General features: G+C 67.0%; 20 protein-coding genes and 1 tRNA gene. 12 read left to right on the top strand and 9 right to left on the bottom strand.

The window, feature by feature from the left end:
- Positions 1 to 4 precede the first annotated feature (4 nt).
- Positions 5 to 1,777, bottom strand: a complete 1,773-nt coding sequence (locus CV103_RS10885; protein ID WP_107394928.1) for an ABC transporter transmembrane domain-containing protein — start codon at positions 1,775 to 1,777, stop codon at positions 5 to 7.
- A 142-nt stretch (positions 1,778 to 1,919) separates the two neighbouring features.
- On the opposite strand from CV103_RS10885, the gene CV103_RS10880 reads away from it, so the two are divergent.
- The 4 genes from CV103_RS10880 to CV103_RS10865 are packed head-to-tail and all read left to right on the top strand — an operon-like array spanning position 1,920 to position 6,338.
- Entirely contained in the window at positions 1,920 to 3,146 is a 1,227-nt protein-coding gene (locus CV103_RS10880) for a polyhydroxyalkanoate depolymerase (protein WP_107394927.1), read from the top strand.
- A gap of 30 nt (positions 3,147 to 3,176) precedes the next feature.
- Entirely contained in the window at positions 3,177 to 4,748 is a 1,572-nt protein-coding gene (locus CV103_RS10875) for a hypothetical protein (protein ID WP_107394926.1), read from the top strand.
- A 5-nt stretch (positions 4,749 to 4,753) separates the two neighbouring features.
- Complete coding sequence (gene dgcA / locus CV103_RS10870) at positions 4,754 to 5,752, top strand: N-acetyl-D-Glu racemase DgcA (protein ID WP_107394961.1); 999 nt, start codon at positions 4,754 to 4,756, stop codon at positions 5,750 to 5,752.
- Positions 5,753 to 5,804: 52 nt separating this feature from the next.
- Complete coding sequence (locus CV103_RS10865; RefSeq protein WP_146163411.1) at positions 5,805 to 6,338, top strand: hypothetical protein; 534 nt, start codon at positions 5,805 to 5,807, stop codon at positions 6,336 to 6,338.
- Positions 6,339 to 6,348: 10 nt separating this feature from the next.
- On the opposite strand, the gene CV103_RS10860 is transcribed toward CV103_RS10865, so the two are convergent.
- A complete protein-coding gene (locus tag CV103_RS10860; RefSeq protein ID WP_107394924.1) occupies positions 6,349 to 6,960 on the bottom strand; it encodes a glutathione S-transferase family protein in 612 nt (203 codons plus the stop codon).
- 4 nt (positions 6,961 to 6,964) lie between these two features.
- Positions 6,965 to 8,188 carry a bifunctional glutamate N-acetyltransferase/amino-acid acetyltransferase ArgJ gene (argJ, locus tag CV103_RS10855; protein ID WP_107394960.1) on the bottom strand — a complete coding sequence of 408 codons (1,224 nt, stop codon included), beginning with the start codon at positions 8,186 to 8,188 and terminating at the stop codon, positions 6,965 to 6,967.
- Between the two features lie 110 nt (positions 8,189 to 8,298).
- Between argJ and CV103_RS10850 the strand changes: the two genes are divergently transcribed.
- From CV103_RS10850 to secA, 3 genes are all read left to right on the top strand, one after another.
- A complete protein-coding gene (locus CV103_RS10850; protein WP_107394923.1) occupies positions 8,299 to 8,931 on the top strand; it encodes an energy transducer TonB in 633 nt (210 codons plus the stop codon).
- 114 nt (positions 8,932 to 9,045) lie between these two features.
- Positions 9,046 to 9,312, top strand: a complete 267-nt coding sequence (locus CV103_RS22425) for a hypothetical protein (protein WP_015459936.1) — start codon at positions 9,046 to 9,048, stop codon at positions 9,310 to 9,312.
- A gap of 121 nt (positions 9,313 to 9,433) precedes the next feature.
- Entirely contained in the window at positions 9,434 to 12,169 is a 2,736-nt protein-coding gene (gene secA, locus CV103_RS10840; protein ID WP_015459937.1) for a preprotein translocase subunit SecA, read from the top strand.
- Between the two features lie 518 nt (positions 12,170 to 12,687).
- On the opposite strand, the gene CV103_RS10830 is transcribed toward secA, so the two are convergent.
- Positions 12,688 to 12,984 carry a PilZ domain-containing protein gene (locus CV103_RS10830; RefSeq protein WP_015459938.1) on the bottom strand — a complete coding sequence of 99 codons (297 nt, stop codon included), beginning with the start codon at positions 12,982 to 12,984 and terminating at the stop codon, positions 12,688 to 12,690.
- A gap of 248 nt (positions 12,985 to 13,232) precedes the next feature.
- On the opposite strand from CV103_RS10830, the gene CV103_RS10825 reads away from it, so the two are divergent.
- Together CV103_RS10825 and fghA are read left to right on the top strand one after the other, a co-directional pair.
- Entirely contained in the window at positions 13,233 to 13,577 is a 345-nt protein-coding gene (locus CV103_RS10825) for a GIY-YIG nuclease family protein (protein WP_245896773.1), read from the top strand.
- 216 nt (positions 13,578 to 13,793) lie between these two features.
- Complete coding sequence (gene fghA / locus CV103_RS10820) at positions 13,794 to 14,639, top strand: S-formylglutathione hydrolase (protein WP_281258478.1); 846 nt, start codon at positions 13,794 to 13,796, stop codon at positions 14,637 to 14,639.
- 53 nt (positions 14,640 to 14,692) lie between these two features.
- Here the strand turns inward: fghA and CV103_RS10815 are convergent, their stop codons facing one another.
- The 5 genes from CV103_RS10815 to CV103_RS10795 all read right to left on the bottom strand — a co-directional run bounded on the left by CV103_RS10815 (position 14,693) and on the right by CV103_RS10795 (position 20,676).
- The gene (locus CV103_RS10815) at positions 14,693 to 16,099 is read right to left on the bottom strand and encodes a cytochrome P450 (RefSeq protein WP_070933491.1); all 1,407 of its coding nucleotides are present in this window, start codon (positions 16,097 to 16,099) and stop codon (positions 14,693 to 14,695) included.
- A gap of 47 nt (positions 16,100 to 16,146) precedes the next feature.
- The gene (locus CV103_RS10810; protein ID WP_107394920.1) at positions 16,147 to 17,556 is read right to left on the bottom strand and encodes a cytochrome P450; all 1,410 of its coding nucleotides are present in this window, start codon (positions 17,554 to 17,556) and stop codon (positions 16,147 to 16,149) included.
- A gap of 85 nt (positions 17,557 to 17,641) precedes the next feature.
- Positions 17,642 to 19,063, bottom strand: coding sequence for an aldehyde dehydrogenase family protein (locus CV103_RS10805; RefSeq protein WP_107394957.1), 1,422 nt, complete (start codon positions 19,061 to 19,063; stop codon positions 17,642 to 17,644).
- Positions 19,064 to 19,076: 13 nt separating this feature from the next.
- The gene (locus tag CV103_RS10800; protein WP_015459943.1) at positions 19,077 to 19,955 is read right to left on the bottom strand and encodes an SDR family NAD(P)-dependent oxidoreductase; all 879 of its coding nucleotides are present in this window, start codon (positions 19,953 to 19,955) and stop codon (positions 19,077 to 19,079) included.
- 52 nt (positions 19,956 to 20,007) lie between these two features.
- On the bottom strand, positions 20,008 to 20,676 hold the full coding sequence (locus tag CV103_RS10795; protein WP_245896771.1) for a TetR/AcrR family transcriptional regulator: 669 nt from the start codon (positions 20,674 to 20,676) through the stop codon (positions 20,008 to 20,010).
- Positions 20,677 to 20,790: 114 nt separating this feature from the next.
- Between CV103_RS10795 and CV103_RS10790 the strand changes: the two genes are divergently transcribed.
- The 3 genes from CV103_RS10790 to CV103_RS10780 all read left to right on the top strand — a co-directional run bounded on the left by CV103_RS10790 (position 20,791) and on the right by CV103_RS10780 (position 22,672).
- On the top strand, positions 20,791 to 21,507 hold the full coding sequence (locus CV103_RS10790) for an SDR family NAD(P)-dependent oxidoreductase (protein WP_015459945.1): 717 nt from the start codon (positions 20,791 to 20,793) through the stop codon (positions 21,505 to 21,507).
- Positions 21,497 to 22,519 (top strand): 50S ribosomal protein L11 methyltransferase, encoded by a 1,023-nt coding sequence (locus tag CV103_RS10785; protein WP_107394919.1) that lies wholly within the window; start codon positions 21,497 to 21,499, stop codon positions 22,517 to 22,519. The genes CV103_RS10790 and CV103_RS10785 overlap by 11 nt, the downstream gene beginning before the upstream one ends.
- A gap of 76 nt (positions 22,520 to 22,595) precedes the next feature.
- A tRNA-Pro gene (locus CV103_RS10780) sits at positions 22,596 to 22,672 on the top strand.
- The last annotated feature ends 347 nt before the right edge of the window (positions 22,673 to 23,019 follow it).

Raw genomic sequence — 23,019 nt, 5'->3', positions numbered from 1 at the left:
GCGGCTATTCCACGCCTTCGAACTGGAGGCGGGCAAGCCGGGCGTAAAGCCCGCCATTGGCCGCCAGCGCATCATGGCTGCCCTGTTCGACGATCCGGCCGCGTTCCATCACCACGATGCGATCGGCGGCGCGCACGGTGGCGAGGCGGTGCGCGATCACGATGGTGGTGCGATCGCGCATCAGCCTGTCCAGCGCCGTCTGCACGAGCCGTTCGGATTCGGCATCGAGGGCGGAGGTCGCCTCGTCCAGCAGCAGCAGCGGGGCATCGCGCAACAGCGCGCGGGCGATGGCGAGGCGCTGGCGCTGGCCGCCGGAAAGGCGCGCGCCGCCTTCGCCCATGAAGGTATCGAGGCCCTGCGGCAAGGCACGGAGGAATTCGGCGGCGTTGGCGGCCTCGGCCGCCGCCCACAGCGCCGCATCGTCCGCGTCCCAGCGGCCGTAGCGCAGATTGTCGCGCGCGGATGCGGCGAAGATCACCGTTTCCTGCGGCACCATGGCGATGCGGGCACGGACGTCCTTGGGATCGGCATCGGTGAGCGCCACGCCGTCCATCCGCACGCTGCCGCCTTCGGGATCGTAGAAGCGCTGGGCGAGCTGGAACAGGGTGGACTTGCCGGCGCCCGACGGGCCGACCACGGCGACCATCTCGCCGGGCTGGATGGCAAGGGTGAAATCGTCGAGCGCCTTCACCTCCGGGCGGGTGGGGTAGCGGAAGGTGACGTGATCGAAGGCAAGCGCGCCGCGTGCCGGCAGGTGCAGCGGCACCGGATGCGGCGGCGGCGCGATATCGGGCACCTCGGCCAGCAGCTCGGCCAGCCGGCTGGCGGCGCCCGCGCCGCGCAGCAGATCGCCATAGACTTCGGTGAGCGCGCCGAAGGCGCTCGCCACGATCGCGCCCGAAAGCATGAAGGCCGCCAGCGATCCGCCCGAAAGGCGGCCCGAGGCGACGTCCACCGCGCCCTGCCACATCACCATGGTGATCGATCCGAAGACGAGCAGGATCACGATCGCCGTCATCACCGCGCGCAGCGTGATGCGCCGGCGCGCCGTGCCGAAGGCGCTTTCCACCGCCGCCGTGAAGCGGCCGCTCTCGCGGTCCTCCTGGCCGAATGCCTGCACGATCTTCATCGCGCCCAGCGTCTCGGACGTCATCGCGCCGACATCGGCAATGCGATCCTGGCTGGACCGCGAAACCGCCCGCAGCCGCCGGCCGAGGATCACGATCGGGGCGATCACCAGCGGAATGCCCAGCAGCAGCATGGCCGTGAGCTTCGGCGCGAGGGTGAAGAGATAGAGGATGCCGCCGATCCCCAGCACGAGGTTGCGCAGGGCGACCGATGCGGTGGTGCCGACGATCTGTTCGATGATCGTGGTGTCCGACGTCAGGCGCGAGGCGATTTCCGCCGGCCGGTTCTCCTCGAAGAAACGGGGGGCGAGGGTCAGCAGGTTGCGATGCACGGCCGCCCGGATATCGGCCACCACCCGCTCGCCCAGCCACGACACGAAATAGAATCGCATCGCCGTGGCCAGCGCCAGCACGACGACGATCATCAGCAGGTAGCGGAAATAAGGCGATACCTCCCCGCCGCCGGCGATGAAGCCCTTGTCGATGATCCGCTGCAGCCGCTGGGGAATCGCCAGCGTCGCGCCGGCGGCCGCCACCAGCGCCAGCCCGGCCGCCGCGATGTGGCCGGGATAGCGGATGGCGAAGCGCCAGATGAGGCCGAGATTTCCGAGCTTGCGATCGGCGGGCGGGGCGGTTTGCTGGTCGGCCATGCGCGCCCGACTAGCAGGACGCCGCACCCTGCTCAACGGGGCGGAATGCCGCAGGCGACGGCGACCGGGGCCATGCTGCATTGCACCGTCGCGAAGTTTGGGCGTAAGCTGCCGTCAAGTCTTTTCCGGGATTCTGTATCTGATGTTGTACAACGCCTATGAAATGCAGCGCACCCTGCTGGCGGGCGCAAGCTCGCTCGCCAATATGGGGGCGGAATGGATGCAGAATCCGGCCAATCCCTTGTCCTACACGGCTTTCGGACCGGTGATGGCATCGGGGCTGGATGTCTTCGCCCATGCCGCCGCGCCGCGCGGCAAGCCCGCCTTCGGCTTCACCAGCACGATCGTGGACGGCAAGACGGTGCCGGTTTCGGAAGAGATCGTGCTGCGCAAGCCGTTCGGCCAGCTCAAGCATTTCGCGCGCAAGGGCGTGAAGGGCGGGCGCAAGCTGCTGATCGTGGCGCCGATGTCCGGCCACTATGCCACGCTGCTGCGCGGCACCGTGGAACGGATGCTGCCGGACCATGACGTCTACATCACCGACTGGCGCGACGCGAAGATGGTGCCGTTGTCGGAAGGGTTGTTCGACCTCGACGACTATGTCGATTATATCGTGGAATTCCTGGAGTATATCGGCCCCGGCGCGCATATGCTGGCGGTCTGCCAGCCTTCGGTGCCCTGCTATGCCGCCGCCTGCCTGATGTCGGAGGACGATAATCCCGCCCGGCCGCGCACGCTGACGATGATGGGCGGGCCGATCGACACGCGCAAGGCGCCGACGGAGGTGAACACCGTCGCCACGCAACGGCCGCATAGCTGGTTCGAACAGAATGTGATCGTGACGGTGCCCTTTTATTATCCGGGCGCCGGGCGGCGGGTCTATCCCGGCTTCCTCCAGCTCACCGGCTTCATGGCGATGAACCTCGGCAACCACCTGATCAGCCACTGGACGATGTTCAAGCATCTGGTGGACGGCGACGGCGACAGCGCGGACGCGACCAAGGCCTTCTACGACGAATATCGTTCCGTCTGCGACATGGATGCCGAATTCTACCTGCAGACGATCGATGTCGTGTTCCAGGACCATGCCCTGCCGGACGGGCGGATGATGCACCGGGGCCGCAAGGTCGATCCCGCCGCGATCAAGGACATCGCGGTGCTGGCCGTGGAAGGCGAGCGGGACGATATTTCCGGCATCGGCCAGACGAAGGCCGCGCTCACCATCTCCACCGGCCTGCCGGACGCGCTGAAGAAATATTATATGGCCGAGGGCGTCGGCCATTACGGCATCTTCAACGGCCGGCGCTGGCGGGAGATCATCGCACCGGTGGTCATCGACTGGATGGCCGCGCATGACGATCGCGCCTGATCGCCGCGCGCCGTTGAGCGGGCACGCCTGATGGGGCGGGGCCGCACCGGCATCGGCGCGCTTCTGCCGCCGGCCATCGCCGTCGCCTGCCTGTTGGCGCCGATGCCGGCGGAGGCATCCCGCCCGGCCCGGATCGATCCGCCGGCCGCGGGCGGCGAGCCCGGCCGGGAGCAGGGGCTGACGGCGGCGGTTGCCCGCTTGCAGCAGGGCGATTGCGCGGGGGCGCTGGCGATCCTCGATCCGCTTGTCGCGGACATGACCGGCAGGCAGCGCAACGCCGTGCAGATCCTGCGCATCTCCTGCCTGGGGCCGGTGGGGCGGGGCGACGAGATTCCGGGCATCTACAAGGAAATGGCGGCGTCGGAGCCGGACAATCCGTCGGTGCGCGCGGTGGGCGTGTTCGTCGCCGCGCAGCTGGACGACATGCCCGAGGCCGCCCGCCGGCTGACGGCGCTGGCCGAACAGGCGCCCGACGGCCTGGGCTCGATCAACGGCGTGCTGGCGCGCGGCATCCTGCAGGATCTGGGGGAGCGGCACGATCTTGCCGGCCGCAAGCGCCTGTTCGTGGCGCTGGCGCGGGCCGACTGGCAGCCGGCGGACGAGCCGGACATGCGGGAAAGCGTGGCGCAGGGCGCGATAGAGGCGTTGCTGGCCGATCGGCGGCTGCCCGAGGCCGAGGCGTTTTTGCCGCGCATCGCCATGCCCGAAATCCTCGTCACCATGGCGACCGAACGGCTTTACGAGCCGCTCTGGCCGGCGATCGAGGCGCGGCTGGGCGATCATTCGGGGCTGGCGATCGATCGCTTCGCGCTGGGCCGGCTGGAAGCCTTCACCCGCAGCGAGAATGACGATCGCACGCGCCGCGACGCCATCCGCGCCTTCATCCTGCTCGGCCGCTATCCGGAAGCGATCGAGCTTGGCGAGAAGGTGGCCGTGGTCGACGGCATGAGCGACGATGCGGTGGCGAGCGTGCGCTACCACGCGCAGGCGCTGGCCGCCGAAGGCGACCGGGCGGGCGCGATCGAGCGGCTGCGGCCGTTCACGACGATCGATCCCGCGAAGACGCCGTCCAGCGTTTCCGGCCTCGTCGGCCTGGCGGAGCTGCTGGACGAGGCGGCCCGGCCGGCGGAGGCGCTGGCGGTGGCGCGCGCCGCCCAGGCATCCAGCGGCGATACGATCAGCAAATGGGGCCGCGCCTGGCTGCGGCGGACGGAGGTATGCGCGCTTTCCACCATGGGGCGCGGGGGCGAGGCGAAGCCGATCGCCGACGGGCTGATCGCCGGTTCCGCCGACAATGAGGCCGCCGCCATCGAGGCGCTGCTCTGCGCCGGCCGCGCCGACGACGCCGCGAAGATCGCGGTGGCCACCCTCGCCACCCCGGACGGCACGGCCGCCATCGCCGACCAGTTCCAGCCGGACGAGGCGATCTGGGCGCCGGCGGGATCGCGGCTGCGCGGGCTCTGGGTGGCCTTCCTCACCCGGACGGACGTGAAGGCCGCGTTCGACAGGAGCGCGCGCATCCTGCCCAGGCGCCTGTGGCCGGCGCGGACGCCGCGGCCCATCCCGCGCCGCGGCACGGACGAACCCTCGACACTCACCTGAGGACCATGACCGAAAAAAGCACCCCGCGCCTTTCCGCGCGGATCGAACGCTGGCCGGTGGCGGGCGCCTTCACCATCGCGCGCGGCGCCAAGACCCATGTCGATGTCGTCATTGCCGAGATCGCGGCGGACGGCCATGTCGGCCGGGGCGAGGCGACCGCCATTTATTATCACGGCGAAAGCGCGGAGAGCGTGGCGGCGCAGGTGATGGCGGCGGCGGACGCGATCGAGGCGGGCGCCGATCGCGCGGCGATCCAGATGCTGATGCCGCGCGGCGCGGCGCGCAACGCGGTGGATGCGGCGCTGTGGGATCTGGAAGCGCGGAGGACGGGCAGGCCCGCATGGGCGATCGCCGGGCTGGCGCCGCCCGCGCCACTGTTGACCGCCTATACCATCTCGCTCGGCGAACCGGCGCGGATGGAGGCGGACGCCCGCGCGGCGGCGGACCGGCATCCGCTGCTCAAGCTCAAGCTGGCGGGCGTGGGCGATCTGGACCGGGTGGCGGCGGTGCGGCGGGGGGCGCCCGCGGCCCGGCTGATCGTGGATGCCAACGAAGCCTGGACCGGGCGGGACGTGGCGGCGGAAGCGGCCGCCCTGCTGCCTTATGGCGTGGAGCTGATCGAGCAGCCGGTGAAGGCGGGGGAGGATGCGCTGCTGGACGGCATCCGTTCCCCGATCCCGCTCTGCGCGGATGAAAGCTGCCAGGATCGCGCCGATCTGGCGCGGTGCATCGACCGCTATCAGGCGGTGAACATCAAGCTGGACAAGGCGGGCGGCCTCACCGAGGCGCTGGCGCTGACCGCCGAAGCGCGCGCGGCGGGGCTGGAGATCATGGTGGGCTGCATGCTTTCCACCTCGCTCGGCATCGCGCCGGCCTTCCTCGCGGCGCAGGGCGCGCGCTGGGTGGATCTGGACGGTCCATTGCTGCTGGCGAAGGATCGCGCGCCGGGCTTCGTCTTCACCGGCGGCACGATGCATCCGCCGGCGCAGGGATATTGGGGCTGATCGCAACGACGGCGAACTGGCGAGAGGTGCCGGAAGGCGCTATCGGAGGCTCATGACAATCAACAGGCATTTCGGGGCGTTGCTGGGCCTTTCCCTGCTGCTTGCGGGCTGCGGCGGGGCTCCACGGATGCGCATCGTGCAGACCGGCGCGCTGCCGGCGGCGTCCGGGGCGGGCTTCCGGCTGGATCAGGCCGGCGACCTTGGCGACACGGTGGCCGGATGCCTTGCCGGCATGGGCTTCCGCGCGGACGATGCCCATCCGGCCTATCTCGCGCAGGTCGCGTTTTCGGATCGATCGGCCGGCACCAACCTGTTCATCCACGAGGCGGCGACGCCCGATGCCGGGGCTGAGGCGGTGAACGGCCGCTGGGCCGATGCGCCTAGCCGCGACCGACGGCACCGGAACGCCACGCTTTCCTTCAGCCTCACCGACATCGCCGCCGCGCGGGAAATCTATCATGTCGCCGTGATCCGGCCGCACGGGCGGAAGGACGGGGGCGATCCGCGCGCCGGCATGGCCGGGGCGCTGTGCGAGGCGATGACTGGGCAGGCGGCGGGGGAGACGGCGCCCGCCACGCCGTCCTGACGCCGCCCCGTCAGGTCAGCGGGATCATCACATGGGCGGCATAGCCGGGCCGTTCGCGCAGCCGGGCATACCAGTCCTCGACATGGGGCATGGCCGGACGTTCGATATCCAGGGCGAACCAGCTATGGGCATAGACGCCCATCGGCACGTCGCCCACGCCGAAATTGTCGCCCGACAGCCAGGGGCGATCGGCCAGCGCCTGATTGAGGATCGCCATCATCGTCGCCGTGGCCTCGGCCGATCGGGCGATCGCGGCCGCATCCCGTTCTTCCGGCGAATGGCGGACGAGGTTGAGGAAGGCATCCCGCTGGGCATCGGCATAGCCGAACTGCCAGTCCATCCACTTGTCGCCGCGGGCGCGGACGGCGGGATCGGCCGGCCATAGCGTCCCTTCGCCATATCTGGCGGCCAGATAGCGGAGGATGGCGTTCGATTCCCATAGCACCAGCCCGTCATCCTCGATGGTGGGGATGAGGGCGTTGGGGTTCATCTCCCGATAGCTGTCGGTGATGCCGAAGGCGCCGCCGATATTCAGGCGGACAAAGGGGCGGCCGATCTCCTCGGCGAACCAGACCACCTTCTTCACATTGTGGGAATTGGGCCTTCCCCAGATCGTCAGCATCGGGTCAGCTCCGATAATCGGCGTTGATCGCGATGTAACCATGGGTGAGATCGCAGGTCCAGACCGTGGCGCGCCCGTCCCCCAGGCCAAGCTCCACGCCGATCTCGATTTCCTGTCCCTTCAGGTGGGCGGCGACGGGGGCCTCGTCATAGCCTTCCACCGCCAGCCCGTCGCGGGCGACCTGGGTGGCGCCGAAGCGGATGGCCAGCCGGTCGCGCTCGGCCGGCTCGCCCGCCTTGCCCACCGCCATGACGACGCGGCCCCAATTGGCGTCCTCCCCGGCGATGGCGGTCTTCACCAGCGGGGAGTTGGCGATGGAAAGCGCGATGCGCCGCGCGCTTTCGTCGGAAACCGCGCCTTCCACGGTGATGCCGATGAACTTGGACGCGCCCTCGCCGTCGCGCACGACGAGCTGGGCGAGCTGGGTGCAGAGATCGGTGAGCGCCGCCTGGAAGGCATCGGCCCCGGCATCGTCGAACGAAGCGAGCGGCGCGTTGCCCGCCTTGGCCGTAGCGAAGGCCAGCACGGTATCCGACGTGGAGGTATCGCCATCCACGGTGATGCAGGAGAAGCTGCGGCCGTTGGCGGCGTTCAGCATCTGCTGGAGGAAGGCGGGTTCGATCGCGGCATCGGTGAAGATGAAGCCGAGCATGGTCGCCATGTCCGGCGCGATCATGCCGGAACCCTTGATGATGCCGACGAGATCGACGGTGCGATCGCCGATCACGACGCGCGTCGCGGCGGCCTTGGGGAAGGTATCCGTCGTCATGATCGTGGCGGCGGCTTCCTCCCACGAGGCTTCCGGCGCGGCGAGGGCGGCATCGATCCCGGCCTCGGCCTTGTCGATGGGCAGCGGCACGCCGATCACGCCGGTGGAGGCGACGAACACGTCCGAGGGCGCGCAGCCGATCGCGCCCGCCACCCTGGCGGCGATCGCCTCCACCGCCGCGCGGCCGCGATGGCCGGTGAAGGCGTTGGAATTGCCGGCATTCACCACCAGCGCCCTGGCGCGGCCCAGCGGCAGCGCGGCGCGGCACCATTCGACCTCGGGCGAAGGGCAGAGGCTCTTCGTCGTCACGCCGGCCACCGCCGTGCCCTCGTCCAGCGCCACGAAGGTGAGGTCGCAGCGGTCCCACGCCTTGTATCGCGCGCGCGCCACCGCCGGGCGGACGCCGGCGATCGACGGCAGGAGGGGGAAGGCGGCGGGGGCGAGGGGCGATTTTTCCATGGGCGCGCCATAATGCGAGTCCGCCCGCGATAGAAGGGCGCTCATTGCCATTGGCCGTCGCCTTGGTAGGGAATGGCGGGAATGTTCGGGGGGACACGGATTTGCTGTCATTGCTGTTGACGATGTCGGGCGCCGTCGCGCTGGTGGCGGTGGAACCGAAAGAGGTTGGCGATACCCTGACCTGGGTGACGACCGAGGATTATCCGTTCGAAGCCCTGCGCGCGGGGATGGAGGGGATGACGGCCGTCCAGCTTAGAATTTCGGCCGAGGGGCGGCCTTCCGGCTGCGCGGTCACCGTATCCAGCGGCCACAAGCTGCTGGACGATACCACCTGCAATCTGCTGCTGCTGCGCGGCCGGTTCGAACCGGCCAGGGATCAGATGGGGCAGCCGGTTTCATCGGTCTATTCGCGGCGTGTCCGCTGGCAGCTGCCAAAAGACGATGAGGGGGAGCGAATCAAGCTGGGGGCTCCCCAGCCTTATTCGTTCATCTACGAATATGACGTTTCCGAAGCGGGATTGATCGAGAATTGCAAGGTGGCGTGGGGAAGCGGTGCCGCACCGGGCGCCGATCCCTGCGGCGGATCCGAGAGGGTGCGCATGGAGCCGTTCCGGGATGCGGCGGGCAAGCCCGTGCGCAAACATGTCACGTTCCGCAATTCGCTGACGGTGGAGGATGCCGTGGAGACCGGGGGCGGGGCGGCGTCGGCCGAGGCTGAGCGCGGCACCCCGGCGCCGCGCTGAAGTAATATCGAAGTAGCGCTTCGTTGCGCGAAGGACGGCCTGTCCTTTCGATTTCGGTTGGACGGACGGGCCGGGAGCACCTATGTGGTGCGCTTCGCAACTATGGGATCGTCCTTGCAGCTTCTGCTTTTCCTCTCCGCGCTGTTGAGCGGCCTGACCGGGGTGATCTCCGGCGATCGGGTGGCTGCGCCGTCGAGCCTGGAGCGCGCCAGCGCCGAGGTGACGGTGATCGCGGAGGAATTGGCCGAGGCCGCCGTCCGGGCGCCCGTCGTCCTGGCGGCCGTCGCCGCGCTCGCGACGATTCTGTCCGTGCGCGCTTTCGCGATCGTCACGGCCCCCGCGCCCGATCCCTTCCGCGTGAGCGAGCGCCGGCGCGAATAACGCGCCCGGCGTCGACGGCCGGCGCGCTGGCGCGGCCGTTCCCCGGTTTCATGCGCCGAAAGGCGCCTCGGGCCGGCCCTTCCGGCCCCGCATCTGCCAATTTCAACGAACAGGAATCACCATGCTGGGCGGACTCGCCAAGGCCATTTTCGGATCGTCCAACGACCGTTACGTGAAGTCGCTGCGTTCCATCGTCGCGAAGATCAACGCGCTGGAGCCCCAGATTTCCGCGCTGGACGATGAAGCGCTGAAGAACCAGACGGTGGTGCTGAAAGGCCGCCTCGCCGCCGGCGAGACGCTGGACGATATCCTGCCCGAAGCCTTCGCCACCGTGCGCGAGGCGGCCAAGCGCGTGCTCGGCCAGCGGCATTATGACGTGCAGCTGATCGGCGGCATCGTCCTCCATCGCGGCGAGATCGCCGAGATGCGGACGGGCGAGGGCAAGACGCTGGTGGCGACGCTCGCCACCTATCTGAACGCGCTGGACGGCAAGGGCGTCCATGTCGTCACCGTCAACGACTATCTCGCCAGCCGCGATGCCGAGTGGATGGGCCAGGTCTATCGCTTCCTGGGGCTGAGCGTGGGCGTGATCGTGCCCAACCTTTCTGACCAGCAGCGGCGCGATGCCTATGCGGCGGACATCACCTACGGCACGAACAACGAATTCGGTTTCGATTATCTGCGCGACAACATGAAATATGATCGCGGGATGATGGTGCAGCGGCCCTTCGCCTACGCCATCGTCGACGAGGTCGATTCGATCCTGATCGACGAGGCGCGCACGCCGCTGATCATCTCCGGCCCGACCGACGACAAGTCCGAGCTTTATCTGGCCGTCGACGCCATCGTGAAGCAGGTGACGCCGGAGGATTACGAGCTCGACGAGAAGCAGAAATCGGTGACGCTCACCGAAGACGGCACCGAGCGGATCGAGCGGCTGCTGGAAGCGGCGGGGCTGCTGGAAGGCGCCAACCTTTACGATTTCGAGAATACGCAGGTCGTCCACCACCTGAACCAGGCGCTGCGCGCCAACGTCGTGTTCAAGCGCGATACCGACTATATCGTGAAGGACGGCAAGGTCGTCATCATCGACGAGTTCACCGGCCGCATGATGGACGGGCGCCGTTGGTCCGACGGGCTCCACCAGGCGGTGGAAGCCAAGGAAGGCGTGAAGATCGAGCCGGAGAACCAGACGCTCGCCTCGATCACCTTCCAGAATTATTTCCGCATGTATCCCAAGCTGGGCGGCATGACCGGCACCGCCGCCACCGAGGCGGGCGAATTCTACCAGATCTACAAGATGAACGTCGTCACGATCCCGACGAACCTGCCGGTTCGCCGCATCGACCAGGACGACGAATTCTACAAGAACATCACCGACAAGTTCGGCGCCATCACCAAGGCGATCCGCGAGGCGGCGGAGCGCGGCCAGCCGGTGCTGGTGGGCACCGTCTCGATCGAGAAGTCGGAGCTGCTTTCCGAATATCTCAAGAAGGAAGGCGTCGACCACAAGGTGCTGAACGCCCGCTATCACGAGCAGGAAGCCCATATCGTCGCCCAGGCCGGGCGGCTGAAGGCGGTGACGATCGCCACCAACATGGCCGGCCGCGGCACCGACATCCAGCTGGGCGGCAACCTGGAATTCCGCATGCTGGACGAGCATCCGGATCTGGTCGAAGGCACGCCCGAATATGAGGCGAAGGCGGCCGAGATCCGCACCGAGATCGCGGCGGAGAAGGAAGCCGTGCTGGCGGCCGGCGGCCTGTTCGTGCTCGGCACCGAACGGCATGAGAGCCGCCGCATCGACAACCAGCTGCGCGGCCGTTCGGGCCGCCAGGGCGATCCGGGCCTTTCGCGCTTCTACCTGAGCCTGGACGACGACCTGCTGCGCATCTTCGGCCCGCAGACGATGTTCGCCAAGATGATGAACAAGAACCTCGCCGATGGCGAGGCGATCATCAGCCCGTGGATATCGAAGGCGATCGAGACCGCACAGAAGAAGGTCGAGGCGCGCAACTACGACATCCGCAAGCAGGTCGTCGAATATGACGACGTGATGAACGACCAGCGCAAGGTGGTCTATGAGCAGCGCGCCGACATCATGGACGCCGAGACGGTGGACGATGTCGTCGCCGACATGCGCGCCGAGACGGTGAACGCGATCGTCGCCGATGCCTGCCCGCCCAATTCCTATCCCGAGCAGTGGGACCTCGCCGGCCTGAAGGCGCGCGTTGCCGAGCTGCTGGGCCTGGAGCCGCCGATCGACGACTGGCTGAAGGAAGAGGCGGTCGAGCCGGAGATGGTGAACGAGCGGCTGCAGGCGCTCGCCGAGGAGCGGATCGCCGAGCGTTTCGCCACGGTCGAGCCGGAAACCCGCCGCAGCGTCGAGAAGAGCGTGCTGCTCCAGTCGCTCGACCATCATTGGAAGGAGCATCTCGCGACGCTCGATGCGCTCCGCGCGGTGATCCACCTGCGCGCCTATGCGCAGAAGACGCCGATCAACGAATATAAGCAGGAAGCCTTCGCGCTGTTCGAACGGATGCTGGTGGCGATCCGCGAGGACGTGACCCGCATGCTGAGCCATGTGCAGTTCGGCGCGCCGCCGGAGCTGCCGCCGATGCCGGACTTCATCACCAGCCATATCGATCCGTTCACGGGCGAGGACGATACCCGCGATATCGATGCGGGGGCGCTCGGCCTGGTGACGACGCGCATCGCGCCGCTTTCCATCGCCACCGCATCGGCGGCGGACGAGCTGGGCAGCGATCCGGCTGACTGGGAAGGCAAGATCAGCCGCAACGCGCCCTGCCCCTGCGGATCGGGGCAGAAATATAAGCACTGCCACGGCGCCTTCTGATCGCAGCGGCGGTGGGCCCGGCGGGGAGGGGCGGCGGAGTGTCCGCCCCGTCCCCGCGCGCACCGCGCTTTCCCCGCGCGCTGGATTGATGCCCGGCGGGCCCGCCCGCGGCTGTGTGTCGGATGCTGTGCCTAAAAAGCGGGCAGATGTCGGCGAGCGGGCAAATCCGGCGGGGAGCGCCGGAATTCCAGGATATCGCTGCGATTCGCTTTATGCTGCATTGCAGCATCTGCACCCATATTGGGCAATGGGTGCGTAGAAAAATCTACCTCACGATACGCAAACTCATGTTTCTGATTTGCTGATACCGAGATCATGGGGCGGAATGGGGTGAGATTGCATATTTTGCAACCATGGCTCGTAGTTTTGCACTTGCGTAATATCGTTCGCGGACGCAAAAAGGACGGGCCTTTCAGGCATCCTCTCCTAAAAACTTCAAAGGCCGGCCCTTGGGTCGGCCTCTTTTTTTGCCCGCTGCCGGGGATGGAGTTGCCTGCCGCGCGCGGCCCCAAGCGGCCTCAGCAGGCGTCCGATGCCGAAGCGTCGTCGGTCGCCAGGGCGACGAGGAGCGGCCAGTAATCGTTGGCGCGCAGCGGCTCGACAAGCTCGAGCCCGGCCTTGAAGCCTTCGCGCCAGATCAGCCGGGCCGGCAATAATTGCCCCTCGATCAATTCGATGCGGATATCGCTGTGGCTGGAAAGCGAGGCGAGGCTGTCGATCACCATGCCGTGGCGGGAGATATTGCAGAGCGTGGCGGCCATCGGCGCCTCGCCGGCGACATGCAGGATGGCCTGCGCGATCACATCATGCCGCATGCTTCGTCTGGTCGCTTCCGACATTCCGTTGCCCCGCAATTCGCCGGCCCTCGATGCCGATTATCGCGCGAGGAGGTGAAATCTGCGTAAACCCCGGCAGGGTGGGGGGCTGTTTCGGAAAGCTGGTTTCCTTGATCTGCATCGGTGCGGATAGGGCGTCTGGCAAAGTGGCTTTCCAAAGACGTCGGCATTGCGGACATAGCTCTGCACGCATACCCCATCGTCACCCCGGACTTGTTCCGGGGTCCATGGTGCCGCAGACATTGGCGTTGATGATCGAGCGCCAGCCTTGCGGTTACATCCTCGCCAGCAGCTTCAACGGCGCGCTGTATGTCGGCGTAACGTCCGATCTTCTGCGCCGCATCGCCCGGCATCGCGACGGCATGTTCGATGGCTTCACCAAGCGATATGGGGTGAAATATTTCGTCTACTGGGAAGCGTTTGGCACGATGGAAGCCGCGATCCTGCGCGAAAAGCAGATCAAGCGCTGGCGAAGGGACTGGAAACGGAATCTGATCGAACGGGATAATCCGTCTTGGCATGATCAGGCGGTGCCGCTCGGGCTTGAGCCGGTGGCGCCATCACCTGCTTGACGGTGGACCCCGGAACAAGCCCGGGGTGACGATAGGGCGTTGTCCGCCCCACCTCCGACCGCGCGGGCCTATTTTCTGTCGCCGACAGCCAATGGTCGCCGCTTCGGAATTGCTCCGTCCCATCAGCCGAGGCGTGGAGCGGTCGGCAATTCCATCCGTTGGGAAATCCATCTAACGGGGCGGGGCAATCGGGAAATCTGAAAAAGGGGCCGGGCAATGACGATCGAAACCTTGTCGAGCAATCGCAGCTTCGGCGGTATCCAGAGCGTGCATCGCCATGCCTCGGCCGAAACCGGCACCGACATGGCCTTTTCCGTCTTCCTGCCGCCGCAGGCGATCGCCGGGGAGAAGCGGCCGGTGGTGTGGTATCTTTCCGGCCTCACCTGCACCCATGCCAATGTCACCGAGAAGGGGGAATATCGGCGGGTCTGCGCGGAACTGGGCCTGATCTTCGTCGCGCCCGATACGTCCCCACGCGGGGAAAGCGTGCCGGACGATCCCGACGGCGCCTATGATTTCGGGCTGGGCGCGGGCTTCTATGTCGATGCGACCGAGGCGCCCTTCGCCGCCAATTATCGCATGCGCAGCTATGTCGAGCGCGAGTTGCCGGGGCTCATTGCCGGGCATTTCCCCGCGGACATGGGGGCGCAGGCGATCATGGGGCATTCGATGGGCGGCCATGGCGCGCTGACCATCGGGCTCCGCAATCCGGCCGCCTATCGCAGCATTTCCGCTTTCGCGCCGATCGCCTCGCCCATGCGCTGCCCCTGGGGCGAGAAGGCGCTGGGCGGCTATCTGGGACCGGATCGTGCGCGCTGGCGGGATTATGACGCGACGGCCCTGATCGAGGACGGCGCGCGCGTCGATGCGCTGCTGGTGGACCAGGGCGAGGCGGACGCTTTCCTGGAAACCCAGCTCAAGCCCGAGCTGCTGGCCGAGGCGTGCGATCGCGCCGGCATCCCGCTGACGCTACGGATGCAGCCGGGCTATGACCACAGCTATTATTTCATCTCCACCTTCATGGAGGATCATCTGCGCTGGCACGCCCGGCGCCTTGGCTGAAATAGCCCCATGCCCCCTCCCGCAATGGGAAGGGGGCATAGGCGCAGGCGCGATCAGATGCCGCTGGGCCGCCGTTCGCCGATGACCTTGACGGCGAAGTCCATGGCCGGCCCCGGCGTGGGCGCGGTCTTGGTCTTCAACTCGTAGTTCGGATGCGGCAGGGCGAGATCGAGCCGGTGGAAGATCCGGGCGATGCTCATCGCCATCAGCACCTCGGCCAGGCCCTGGCCCAGGCAGGAATGCGGGCCGCGCCCGAAGGGGGAATAGGCTCCCTTCTGAAGATGCTCCGCGCGGGGGCGCTGATACCGATCCACATCGAACTTGTTCACGTCAGGGAAGAATTCCTCCATGAAGTGCGGCACGCTGGTGCCGATATAGATCATCTCGTCCTTGGGGATGGTGTAGCCCGCATATTCGAAGTCGAAATTGGCGACGCGCATCTGCGCCACCGCGATCGGCCAGAGCCGCATGGCTTCCATCACCGCGCCGTTGATGACCGGCAGCTTGCGGATATCGTCCTCGTTCAGCGTTTCCTTGGCGAACAGCTCGTCCGCCTCGGCCTGGACGCGGGCCAGCACCTCGGGATTCTTGAGGACGCCGTAGATGCAGGCGGCCATGGTGTTGGCGGCGGTATCGAGCCCGGCGACATAGGGGCCGGTGACGGTGAGGATCAGGTTCTGATCCGGCATGATATCCTTGTCGTCCAAATTGGCGCGGATGATGTCCGTGATCAGGTTCTTGGGCGCGGTGCCGTCCGCCACCTTCCGCTGGAAATCGGCGATCATGGTGTGGCCGAGCTCTTCCACCCGGCGGCGCGCCTTACGGAAGCGGGGATCGTGCAGCATGATCTTCGGCCGCTGGCGCGTGACCAGCACGTTCAGGATGGTGAGGATCGCGAAGCGGATATCCTTCACATATTCCAGCGGGGCCTGGCCGGTGAGCAGCATGCCGAGCTGTTCGACCACCATATATTGCATCGCCTCGACCACGGGGATGTCGGTGCCGACATCCCAGCGGCGGCCGATCGCGCGATCGGTGATGTCGCGCAGATTGTCATACTGGCCCTGCACCGCCTCGCGCGAGAAGCCTTCGCGCATCAGGGTGCGCAGCTTGATGTGCCGTTCGCCATCGGTGCTGGTGATGGTTTCGGTCGCCCCATATTCCTTGATGAGGCCTTCCCAGAATTCCTTCGAGCGGAGCGCGTCGCGGCCCTCGCGGGTCGTCATGAAGGTGGCGGATTCCGGCCCGGCGATGACGATCGATTCGCGGCCGAACACCTTGATCCGGAACACCGGCCCATGTTCGCGATAGCAGCGGACGAAGAAGGCGGCGGGGTCCTTCGCCATTTCCAGCGTGTTGCCCAGGAAGGGAATGCCGGGGACCACCGGAATCTCGCTGGCAGGGCGTGCCCTGGGCGCCGGACTGGCGTCATTCGTCGGCTTTTCGAGAACCGTTGCCATCAAACGTCTCCTTTCAATCGCGGCCCTTTCGAGGGGCCTCTGTTCGTTCAGGCGAGGCCGGGGCGGCGTTCGCCGAGAATGCGGATCGCGAAATCCATCGCGGGGCCGGGACTGGGGGCCGTCTTGGTCTTCAGGACATAATCCGGCGTCGGCAGCGCCAGATCGAAACGGTGGAACACGCGCGCGATGCTCATGGCCATCAGCACCTCGGCAAGTCCCTGGCCCAGACAGGAGTGCGGCCCGCGGCCGAAGGGCGAATAGGCGCCCTTCTGGAGGTGTTCGGCGCGCGGGCGCTGATAGCGGTCCACATCGAACCGCATCGGATCGGGATAAAATTCCTCCATGAAATGCGGCACGCTGGTGCCGACATAGAGCATGGAATCCTTGGGGATGACGTAGCCGTCATATACGAAGTCGAAATTGGCGGCCCGCATCTGGGCCACCGCGATCGGCCAGAGCCGCATGGCTTCCATCACCGCGCCGTTGATGACGGGCAGCTTGCGGATATCCTCCTCGCCCAGCGTTTCCTTGGCGAACAGATCGTCCGCCTCGGCCTGCACGCGCGCCGTGATCTCCGGGTCCTTCAGGATGCCGTATATGCAGGCGGCGATGGTGTTGGCGGCGGTATCGAGGCCAGCGACATAGGGGCCGGTGACGGTGAGGATCAGGTTCCGATCCGGCATCAGATCCTTGTCGTCGCGATTGGCGCGGATGATGTCGGTGATCAGATTGTCCGGCGCGGTGCCTTCGTCCAGCATGCGCTGGAAATCGGCGATCATCCGGTGGCCAAGCTCGTCCACGCGCGCCCGCGCCCGCTTGTAGCGGGGGTCCTTCAGCATGATCTTCGGCCGCTGGCGCGTGACCAGCACGTTCAGGATGGTGAGGATCGCGAAGCGGATATCCTCGACATAATCGAGCGGCGCCTTGCCGGTCAGGATCATGCCGAGCTGCTCGACGATCATATACTGGATCGCGGAGACGACCGGCAGCCGGGAGCCCACCTGCCAGCGGCGCGCGATCGCGCTGTCGGTGATGCGGACCAGATCGTCATACTGGCCGTGCACCGCCTCGCGCGAGAAGCCCTGGCGCATCAGCGTGCGGAGGCGGACATGGCGTTCGCCGTCCACGCCGTTGATCACCTCGGTCGCGCCATATTCGTCGGCGACGCCCTGGTTATATTCCTTCGACCGCAGGGCATCGCGGCCCTCCCGCGTCGTCATGAACAGGGCGGATTCGGGGCCCGCGATCACGATGGATTCGCGGCCGAACACCTTCACCTTGAAGACGGAGCCATATTCGCGATAGCAGCGCAGGAAGAAGGCGGCGGGGTCCTTCGCCATTTCCAGCGTGTTGCCGAGGAAGGGCACGCCCGAGACAAGGGGGATCTCGCTCGCCGGACGCGCAAGCGAAGGATCGCTCGTTTCCGGCGCCATTGGTCTTTCGAGTAGCGTGGCCAAGACAACCTCCTGTCTATCCGGCCGGTGCCGGCCCGCCCCGGCGCCACCGGCGGCGGCATGGGGCGAACCGGCGATATCGGCCCGATCAGGGCATCAGCAGATGCTCCACGAACATCGCCGCTTCCTTCGGGAAGGGCGGGTAGAACATCGGCGCGCCCTGCGCGGGATCCAGCGCATCCTCCACGACCGCGCGGCCGTTCGAGAATTCCTGGAAGCCGGCCTTGCCGCCCAGCCGGCCGATGCCGCTGTGGTTCGAGCCGCCGAAGGGCAGGGTGGGGATGTTCGCCTGGATCGCCGCATTGTTGACGGCGGCCGAGCCCGAACGGGTATGATCGATATACCAGTCGGCGGTCTCGCGATCCTGGGTGAAGACATAGAGGCCGAGCGGCTTGGGCCGCTTGGCGATCTCCTTCACCGCTTCCTCGCGGGTGGAGAAGCTGTGGACGGTCAGCACCGGGCCGAACACTTCCTCCTGGAAGATTTCCATATCCTCGGTCACATTGTCGAGGATGGTGGGCGAAACGAACCGGGTCGCCGGGTCCACCTCGCCGCCCATCAGCACGCGCGCGCCCTTGGACACGGCATCGTCGATCAGCGCCTTGATGCGGAGCGTGTGGCGCTCGTTGACGATGCGCGGCAGATCCTCCGAGCTTTTGAAGCCATCGCCGTTCGGATTGTAGAAGGCGGTGATCTTCTCCTTCAGCTTGTCCACATAGGCATCCTTGATGCTTTCATGGACCAGCAGATAATCGGGGCACAGGCAGACCTGGCCGGCGATCAGGTGGCGGACGAAGGCGATCTTGGACCCGGCATCCTCCAGATCGGCATCGCGTTCGATCACGGCGGGGTTCTTGCCGCCCATTTCCAGCGTGACGCCGGCGAAATGGCGGGCGGCGGCTTCCATCACCAGCCGGCCGACGCGGTTGTTGCCGACATAGCAGATGTGATTGAACGGCAGCTTCAGCAGCGCCTGCGCCACTTCCGGGCCGCCGGTGATGACGGCCACGTCATCCGCGAGGCCGGCCTTCTCGATCACCTGGCGCACCATCTCGGCGGAAAGCGGCGCCACCTCGGACGGCTTCAGCACCACGGCGTTGCCGGCGGCGATCATGCTGATGAGCGGGGAGAGGCTGATGAGCACCGGGGAGTTCCAGGTGGACAGGTGCAGCACCACGCCCTTGGGTTCCCAGTGGATATAGGCCTTGCGCCCCTGGAGCATCGGCACGTCCTCGACGGCCTCGTTGCCCATCCAGCTTTCCAGTCGCTCGCAGAAGAAGTTGATCTCCTCCTTCAGCGGGATGAGGTGGAGCTTGCCGTCCATGCCCAGCTCGTCATGGCCGGCCTGGCCGATTTCGGCGCGCAGCTCGTAGACGGCCTGGTAGAGCGCGCGCAGCTTGGCGATGCGTTCGGCGGCGGTGGTGCGGGCCAGCGCGGGGGCGCGGGCCTGCAGCCTGTCGAAGACGTCCTGATAGGGATTGGCTTCGGCGACGGGGGAATATTGGTTCATCTCGGCCAACTCCTCACATCATGTCCGGAATGGCGGGCTGGCGACGCTCGATCATGTCGTCATACCGCTTGCGGATCGCGTCCTTGGTCTTGTCGGTCAGCGGCAGGATGTAGAAATCGTCCCGCAGGATCGACTGATAAACCTCCTCGGCGAAATCCTCCGGCTTGGTCAGCGGCACTTCATGGCCGATCAGCATCTTCATCGCCGCCTGGAATTCGTCGACATTGTTGATGCCGGCGCCCGACGCGATGGCGGGATCGTCATATTCCTTCTGCAGGTTGCGGTGCGAGCTGAACAGGTTGGTGTCCACCACGTGCGGGCCGGGGAAGAGGATCGCCGCGCGAACCTGCGTGCCCGAGAATTGGAGCTGGTAGGAAAGCACCTCCATCAGCGCGATCAGCGCCGCCTTCGACGCCGAATAGGCCGCGCCCGACGGCGGGAAGACGATGCCCGCGCCCGAGGATGTCGCCGCGATCAGCGCTTCCTCGCCCTGCGCGATCAGGGTGGGCATGAAGGATAGCACGCCGTTCAGCGGCCCGAAGAAGTTCACGTCCATCGCCCAGCGATAGGCCTTTTCGGGCGTATCCCAGATGGTGGGGCCGCCGCCGCCGCCGACGCCGGCATTGTTGAACACCAGATGGACCTTGCCATATTCGGCCAGCGCGCGATCGCGCAGCGCGTCCACCTGCTCGCGCTTGGAGACGTCTGCCACCTGGCCGATCGCGGTGCCGCCGGCGGCCTTCACCTCGGCCACCGCGGCTTCCAGCGCGTTCGCTTCGATATCGGAGAGGACGACCTTCGCCCCGGCCCGCGACAGGCGGAGCGCGAGCTGCTTGCCGACCCCGCTGGCGGAGCCGGTTATTACCGCGACCTTATCCTTCAAATCCTGCATTTGCCTTCATCCTCTCATTTGATGTCGTTGGCAGGCTGACGGGGGGAGGGGATCAGCCCTCGGGCAGAGCCTCCCCGCGTTCGCGCGCGATCTTTTCAATCAGTGGAACGATCAACCGGTCGATTATGGTCTCGGTGTCGGTCGAATAATGTTGTGCCTGGGCGCGGATCAGCGGCAGCTCCTCCGGCGCATAATGGGTGAGGGCCGCCTGGACGCGCGCGGTGGAGGAGCGGCCCCGTGCGCGGCTCGCCCGCTCACGGCAGATCGCCACCGCGCCGGCGATCGCCAGCGCGCCGATATGGCTCTGTATCTCCAGCGCCTTTTCCGAGGTGAAGCCGCGCGTCACCATGCCCTGCAGGAACCGCTCGGCCACCTCCAGCTCGACCTCCGGCCCCAGGCCCGCATCGATGAACTGGACGATGATCTGCGGATAGCGGACGAGCTGGTCCTGGATGGCATGGGCGAAGGCGGCGATATATTTCGACCAGTGCAGGTCGCTCGCCTCGTCCATGTCGAGCGAGGAGACCTGTCGCGCGGCCGCCAGCTTCAGGAGCTCGTCGCGGCTGCCGACATATTGGTAGAGCGTGGCGGTGCCCACGCCGAGATGCTCGGCAAGGCGTTTCATGCTGATGGCGGCCAGGCCGATATCGATCGCGGCGTCGATCACCATATCCCGGGTGAGCAGGCGTGGTCGGCCGATCGAGCGGCGGGGCGTAGGCATTTCTCGAATCACATTCGGATACTCGTTCGGAAAGATCGGGACGTCAACCCCGTCGCGCCACGATCCGGCGACAGGGCCTTCCCAGACGGCCGGTGTCGTCCTATCGGCATGGCCATGTCCATTCATATTCTCCTGACCGGCGCGAGCCGGGGTATCGGCGCCGCCATCCGCGAAAGCCTGGGCGGGTTGCCGGACGTCCGCGTGGTCGGCCAGGCCACCCGTGCGGCGGACGCGCAAACGATCGCCTGCGACTTCGCCGATCCCGACGCACCCGCGCGGCTGTGGGGCGAGGCGCTGGAGCGGCTGGACGGCCGGATCGACGTGCTCATCAACAATGCCGGCATCTTCGAAGCCACGCCGATCGGCCTGCCCGACGCCGAATGGCGCGCCGGCTGGGAACGCACCCTGCAGGTGAACCTGCTCGCCGCCACCGATCTTTGCCGCCGCGCGGTGCTCCATTGGCAGGAGCGGAAGGCCGGCGGCCGCATCGTCAATGTCGCCAGCCGCGCGGCGCACCGTGGCGACAGCCCCGATCATTGGCATTATGCCGCGTCCAAGGCCGGGCTGCTGGCGGCGACCAAGACGATCGCGCGCGCTTATGCCCGGCAGGACATATTGGCCTTCGCCGTCTGCCCCGGCTTCACCATGAACGGGCCGGCGGAGGAATATATGGCGAGCCGCGGCGGGGACAGGCTGCTGGCGGATATTCCGCTGGGCCGCGTTGCCATGCCGGAGGAGGTGGCCGAGGCCGTGCGTTTCCTCGCGCTGGAGGCGCCCGCGTCGATGACGGGGGCCGTGATCGATATCAATGGAGCAAGCTATGTCCGCTAAGCAACCGGTCGCCCGCAGGGGCCGCAGGGGCCCCGCGGCGGAGCCGAAGGGCGACGGCGTGACCGGCTTTCCTTTCGATGCCCCGCGCGAGGGAAGCTGGAAGCTGACGCTCCCCTGCACCAAGGCGGAGGCGGAACTGCTGGCGGACGACGTGCCGGCGCTGGCGCTGATCGATCCGATGCCGACGATCATGACCAGCGAGCCCGATCCGGCGCGGCCGGACGACTGGCAGCTCGACGTCTATTTCGAAGGGCGGCCCGACGATGCGGCCGTGGCGCTGGTCCGTTCGCTCGTGCCCAGCGCGGACGGTGTCGAGCCGGTGATCGCCCATATTCCCGAGGAGGATTGGGTGACGCTCTCGCAGGCGGGGCTGGAGCCGATCCACGCCGGGCGCTTCCACGTCCGCACCCCGGCCGCGACCGAGGCGCCGCCCGAAGGATCGATCGCCTTCACCATCGAGGCCGGCCGCGCCTTCGGCACGGGGCATCATGAAACCACCACCGGCTGCCTGCTGATGATCGATCGGCTGAAGCGCAACGGCCGCCGCTTCACCGACATCGCCGATGTCGGCACCGGCACGGGGCTGCTCGCCTTCGCCGCGCTGGCGGTATGGCCGCGCGCGCGGGTGATCGCATCCGACATCGATCCCGTCGCGATCGAGGTGACGGCGGAAAATGCGGCGGTGAACGGCATTCCGGCCAAGGAAGGCATGATCGGGCACGGCGCGGGCCGGATCGAGCTGGTGACGGCGCCCGGCCTCGCCCATCGCCGCCTGCGCGCGCGGGTGCCCTATGATCTCATCATCGCCAATATCCTCGCCGGCCCGCTGATCGAGCTGGCGCCGGTGCTGGCGGGCGCGCTGCTGCCGGGCGGGTCGCTGATCCTCGCCGGCCTGCTGGATCATCAGGCCGATGCGGTGGCGTCCGCCTATCGCCGGCAGGGCATGCGGCTGGCCGACACGATCGTGCGCGGCGACTGGCCGACGCTGCGGCTGGTGAAGCGCCATCGATGACTTTGCCGGCCGCCGGGGCGGCGGATGACGGATTGGGCTTGCGCCCGCCGATCCACCGCCGCTAAGGCCGGCATGTCGGGGAGTAGCGCAGCCTGGTAGCGCATCTGCTTTGGGAGCAGAGGGTCGCAGGTTCGAATCCTGTCTCCCCGACCATTTTCAAGTGACGGGATTTCCACCTCTTTTCCCCGCGCTGGCCGATCAGGCCTCCCCTTCGTCCGGGAATGAGCCTGTCTCCAGCTCGAGCCATTCCGCTTCGCTGCGAGGAATGATGGCTTTGGGTTTCCGCCGGAACATTCGCTTCAGCCATTGTCCGATTGCGGCGCATATGGTCCGAAAGGCGAGCCCTGAGCGGCCCCTTGCCTGAGATGTCGGCTCGCCAAGGGGAGATGGTTCGTTTCCGCTCGATGCCGGAAGCGCCGTATCTTTGCGCTCGCGAGTGCTGGCGCCATCTCCGTCGCTTTCCTCCGATGCGGCATAAGCGGTTTGTGTGTTGGACATGA

Source organism: Edaphosphingomonas fennica, from assembly GCF_003034225.1.
GTDB classification, from domain to species: domain Bacteria; phylum Pseudomonadota; class Alphaproteobacteria; order Sphingomonadales; family Sphingomonadaceae; genus Sphingomonas_E; species Sphingomonas_E fennica.
Note: the sequence above shows the minus strand (reverse complement) of the source record. Positions and strands in the feature narration are given on the sequence as shown.

What these genes read in the sequence shown, in the direction of transcription:
- CV103_RS10885 (WP_107394928.1), bottom strand. Translation starts at nt 1,777, where the DNA reads ATGGCCGACCAGCAAACCGCCCCGCCCGCCGATCGCAAGCTCGGAAAT.
- CV103_RS10880 (WP_107394927.1), top strand. Translation starts at nt 1,920, where the DNA reads ATGTTGTACAACGCCTATGAAATGCAGCGCACCCTGCTGGCGGGCGCA.
- CV103_RS10875 (WP_107394926.1), top strand. Translation starts at nt 3,177, where the DNA reads ATGGGGCGGGGCCGCACCGGCATCGGCGCGCTTCTGCCGCCGGCCATC.
- dgcA (WP_107394961.1), top strand. Translation starts at nt 4,754, where the DNA reads ATGACCGAAAAAAGCACCCCGCGCCTTTCCGCGCGGATCGAACGCTGG.
- CV103_RS10865 (WP_146163411.1), top strand. Translation starts at nt 5,805, where the DNA reads ATGACAATCAACAGGCATTTCGGGGCGTTGCTGGGCCTTTCCCTGCTG.
- CV103_RS10860 (WP_107394924.1), bottom strand. Translation starts at nt 6,960, where the DNA reads ATGCTGACGATCTGGGGAAGGCCCAATTCCCACAATGTGAAGAAGGTG.
- argJ (WP_107394960.1), bottom strand. Translation starts at nt 8,188, where the DNA reads ATGGAAAAATCGCCCCTCGCCCCCGCCGCCTTCCCCCTCCTGCCGTCG.
- secA (WP_015459937.1), top strand. Translation starts at nt 9,434, where the DNA reads ATGCTGGGCGGACTCGCCAAGGCCATTTTCGGATCGTCCAACGACCGT.
- CV103_RS10830 (WP_015459938.1), bottom strand. Translation starts at nt 12,984, where the DNA reads ATGCGGCATGATGTGATCGCGCAGGCCATCCTGCATGTCGCCGGCGAG.
- CV103_RS10825 (WP_245896773.1), top strand. Translation starts at nt 13,233, where the DNA reads ATGGTGCCGCAGACATTGGCGTTGATGATCGAGCGCCAGCCTTGCGGT.
- fghA (WP_281258478.1), top strand. Translation starts at nt 13,794, where the DNA reads ATGACGATCGAAACCTTGTCGAGCAATCGCAGCTTCGGCGGTATCCAG.
- CV103_RS10815 (WP_070933491.1), bottom strand. Translation starts at nt 16,099, where the DNA reads ATGGCAACGGTTCTCGAAAAGCCGACGAATGACGCCAGTCCGGCGCCC.
- CV103_RS10805 (WP_107394957.1), bottom strand. Translation starts at nt 19,063, where the DNA reads ATGAACCAATATTCCCCCGTCGCCGAAGCCAATCCCTATCAGGACGTC.
- CV103_RS10800 (WP_015459943.1), bottom strand. Translation starts at nt 19,955, where the DNA reads ATGCAGGATTTGAAGGATAAGGTCGCGGTAATAACCGGCTCCGCCAGC.
- CV103_RS10795 (WP_245896771.1), bottom strand. Translation starts at nt 20,676, where the DNA reads ATGCCTACGCCCCGCCGCTCGATCGGCCGACCACGCCTGCTCACCCGG.
- CV103_RS10790 (WP_015459945.1), top strand. Translation starts at nt 20,791, where the DNA reads ATGTCCATTCATATTCTCCTGACCGGCGCGAGCCGGGGTATCGGCGCC.
- CV103_RS10785 (WP_107394919.1), top strand. Translation starts at nt 21,497, where the DNA reads ATGTCCGCTAAGCAACCGGTCGCCCGCAGGGGCCGCAGGGGCCCCGCG.